At 64.0% G+C, this 4,259-nt stretch carries 2 protein-coding genes; both read right to left on the reverse strand.

The window, feature by feature from the left end; all coding sequences use genetic code 11:
* Positions 1–1,247: circularly permuted type 2 ATP-grasp protein (locus ACQY7U_RS20860; RefSeq protein ID WP_428648803.1), on the reverse strand; the 1,247-nt coding region annotated here is incomplete at its 3' end.
* A gap of 24 nt (positions 1,248–1,271) precedes the next feature.
* On the reverse strand, positions 1,272–4,259 hold a 2,988-nt coding region (locus ACQY7U_RS20865), incomplete at its 5' end, for a DUF2126 domain-containing protein (RefSeq protein WP_428648806.1).

Below are 4,259 nucleotides of genomic sequence, written 5' to 3' on the forward strand. Positions count from 1 at the left end.
CAGGTCTCCAGAATACCCTTGTGGAACTTGTTGAAGTCCTGTCCCAGAAAATCGGTCTGCGCGGACGCGAAAGGCAGCGCTGTCGATAGCGCCGGGCTGAACATCATCTTTTCGGCATGTTCTTTCACGTAGTCGCGCGTCCGTTCTTCTCCGCACCACCATGTGGCGACATTGGGCAGCTTCAGCGCCTCGCCGAGCAAATGCTCGCTGATGCGTGGCAGAAAGGCGAACAGGGCACGGGTTTCCAGAATGCCCGTGCCGAGCGCGTTGACCATGGTGACGGAGCCCTCCCGGACCGCCTGCACAAGGCCGGCCGTTCCGATATGGGAACTTTCTTCCAGCTCGACCGGATCGGTCCAGGCCGCGTCCATGCGCCGCCACAAGACGCTGACGGGCTTCAGTCCGGCAACGGTGCGCACCATCAGCCTGCCGTTATGAACGGTGAGATCTTCGCCCTCCAGCAACATGAAACCGAGATAGCGGGCGATATAGGCGTGTTCGAAATAGGTGTCGTTCAGCGGCCCGGGCGTCAGGATCGAGACCCGGCTGTCTGTCTCGCCCCGCAGGTCGACCAGATGGTCGCGGAAGCGGCGGAAGAACCCTGCGAGCCGGTGAACATTCGCCCGTGCGAAGAACTCGTTGAAGACCCGGCCGGTCGCGACCCGGTTTTCCAGCGCGAACCCGGCTCCGGAAGGGGTCTGCGCCCGGTCGGAGAGCACCCACCAGGTACCGTCCGGTCCCCGGCCGATCTCGAAGGCCAGAAAATGCAGGAAGTGGCCGGACTTAGGTGTGATGCCGACGAGAGGGCGCTGCCATTCCGGGCTTTTCGCGATCAGGCTCGCGGGCACATATCCTTCTGCCACCAGGCGGTTTTCACCGTAAAGATCGGCGACCACCCCTTCCAGCAGTTCCGCGCGCTGGATCAATCCGTCCACGATGACCTGCCAGTCGTCTTCGGCAATGATCACCGGAATGTGGCTGAGCGGCCATTCCCGCTCATTGGCGCCGTCCTGACCGTATTGGCGGAAATAGACGCCGGCGTCGTTGAGATACTGGTTGCCCCGGGCGAAACGGTCTCCGACCTCTTCCGGCGCCAGTGAGGCCAGGTGCTGAAGAAACGGCCGCCACACCGGACGAACCCCGCCGTCCGGGTTCAGAAGTTCGTCCGATACACCGGGAAACGGGCGGTAGGATTTCAGCAATCCGTTGAATAGGTCAGAAGAGTCTGCCGTTTCGTCCAAACGCATTCACCTGTTCCTGCCCGTGGCCTTTCAGACATCTTGCGGTCGTCTGAGGTCCAAGGTCAACGGAAACTCGGGGTGCGGCCGCTCCGTTTCCGGAACATAGAGCCCGGGCGTGTGTCCATGAGGTTCGAACCGTGCCAGCCGCCGCGCTTCCGCTTCGTTGCTGTTGACCGGGAACGTCTCGTAATTGCGCCCTCCCGGGTGGGCCACGTGATAGACGCAGCCGCCGACTGCCCGTCCGCTCCAGCGGTCGAAGATGTCGAAGGTCAGCGGCGCATCCACCGGATGCACGGGATGAAGCGCCATGGCCGGCTGCCAGGCCTTGTAGCGCACACCGGCGACGGCGACACCGTTCGTCTCGGTTTTGCGCAACGGCATCATGCGGCGGTTGCAGGTGACGAGGTAGCGGTCCGGATCGCTGGTTGTCAGCTTCACCTGAAGACGCTCGGTCGAGCTGTCCGTGTAGCGGACCGTGCCGCCGATGGCACCGGTCTCGCCCAGAACATGCCAGGGCTCCAGCGCCTGGCGCAGCTCCAGGTGAACGCCCTCCACCTCGATCTCGCCGCAGAAGGGGAAACGGAATTCCGCCTGGGCCTCGTACCACTCAGGGCGCATGGAAAAACCGTGATGCTCCAGATCCCGGAGCACGTCCAGGAAATCGGCCCAGACATAGTGCGGCAGCATGAAGCGGTCGTGCAGCGCCGTGCCCCAGCGGGTCAGGTTGCCGGAGAGCGGATGCTGCCACAGCCGGGCGATCAGGGCCCTCAGCAGCAATTGCTGGGCAAGGCTCATGCGCGGGTCGGGCGGCATTTCAAAGCCGCGGAATTCGATGAGGCCAAGGCGGCCGGTCGGGCCATCGGGCGAATAGAGCTTGTCGATGCAGATTTCGGCCCGGTGGGTATTGCCGGTTACGTCCACCAGCAGGTTTCGGAGCAGCCGGTCGACCAGCCACGGGAACGGGGGCGGACCTTCATCCGGTCGGTGGATCCGGGAAAGGGCGACTTCCAGCTCGTAGAGCCCGTCATGCCGGGCCTCGTCGACGCGCGGGGCCTGCGAGGTCGGGCCGATGAAGAGGCCGGAAAAGAGATAGGACAGGCTCGGATGCCGCTGCCAGTGCAGGATCAGGCTGCGCAAGAGATCCGGGCGGCGCAGGAACGGACTGTCGAGCGGTGTCTCCCCGCCGACCACGACATGATTGCCGCCGCCGGTGCCCGTGTGCTTGCCGTCGATCATGAACTTGTCGGCGCCGAGGCGAGACTGGCGTGCTTCCTCGTAGACACCTTCAGTGATGGCTACGCACTCGTTCCAGTTTGACGCGGGGTGGATATTGACCTCGATGACGCCAGGATCCGGGGCGACCCGGATGACGTTCATGCGCGGGTCCGGCGGCGGCGGGTAGCCCTCGATATGGACCGGCAGGCCAAGGTCCGCTGCAGCGGTTTCCGCCGCCGCGACCAGCTCCAGATAGTCCTCGACCTTCTCCACCGGAGGCATGAACACACAGAGGCGGCCGTCGCGCGGTTCGACCGACAGGGCGGTTCGGACCGCGCTGTCGCCGATTTCACTGTCCGGCAGGCTCTGTTCCTGTCGTTCCTGCCGGGCGCCACCTGCCGTGAAATGCGCAACATCCTGCCTGCGGTCCGGAGCCGGCCCGACCGGGAAGTCCGGCAGCGGGTCCCTGGGCACGGTCGGATCGACGATGTTGGTATAGGGGTATTGCGCAGGCGGCACGTGGGGCAGGGATTCCAGTGGAATGCGGTAGCCGACCGGACTGTCGCCCGGAACCAGGAACAGGACCTTGCGGCGCAGTTTCCAATGTTCCGACCGCCAGCGATGACCGGAGGCTCTCGACTGCCAGCGCTGGATGGGCAGGACATGGCCGGACGGCGAGGTGAGCCCCCGGTCGAAGACGCGGGCAATCCGGTGGCGGGCCTCGGCATCCTCCAGTTCGGAATTTCCCGGGGTGACATTTGCCGGCAGGTTGGCTTCCTTAACCAGCCAGACCGCCGGGTCTTCATAGGCAGGCACGACATAGTCCGGTTCGAGGTCCAGACGCCTCGCGATCTGCTGCAGCAGGGCTTCCGACTTTTCAGCGTCGGCCCCGGTCTTCTGGCCTTCCTCGGCGATCAGGTCCGGATCGTGCCAGATCGGTTTTTCGTCCTTGCGCCAATAAAGGGAATAGGTCCAGCGGGGCAGGGTCTCACCCGGGTACCATTTGCCTTGCCCGTAGTGCAGAAAGCCGCCGGGTGCGAAGCGCTCGCGCAGGCGGCGGATCAGCGTGTCGGCCTTCTCCCGTTTCGTCGGGCCGACGGCATCGGTGTTCCATTCCTCCGATTCAAAATCGTCGATCGAGACGAACGTCGGCTCGCCGCCCATGGTCAGACGGACGTCCTCCTGGGCGAGGATCCGGTCGACCTTCTCTCCAAGGTCGTTCAGCGCACTCCATGCTTCGTCGGAAAACGGCTTGGTGATGCGCGGATGTTCGGCGACCCTTGCAACCTTCATGTCGAAGGAGAAGTCGACTTCCGCCTTGCTCGCCATGCCGACGATCGGGGCAGCATTGGCATAATGCGGTGTCGCGGCCAGCGGGATATGGCTCTCGCCCGTCAAAAGACCCGAGGTCGGGTCCAGTCCGATCCAGCCTGCGCCGGGAAGATAGACCTCGGCCCAGGCGTGCAGGTCGGTGAAATCGTGGTCGGTTCCGGACGGGCCGTCCAGGGCTTCAAGATCCGGCTTAAGCTGGATCAGATAGCCGGAAACGAAACGGGCGGCAAAGCCGAGATGGCGCAGGGCCTGGACCAGCAGCCAGCTCGAGTCGCGGCACGAACCGGTACCCTTTTCGAAGGTTTCCTCCGGCGTCTGCACGCCGGCTTCCATCCGGATGACATAGCCGACCTCCCGCGACACTCTTTCGTTCAGTTCGACAATAAAATCGACGGTGCGTTTATTGCCGCGCGGGACCGTGTCCAGAAAGGCTTTCATGCGGGGACCCGTCGGGTCCAGCCGCCTGTAGAT

Source organism: Roseibium sp. (assembly GCF_050301095.1).
GTDB lineage: Bacteria > Pseudomonadota > Alphaproteobacteria > Rhizobiales > Stappiaceae > Roseibium.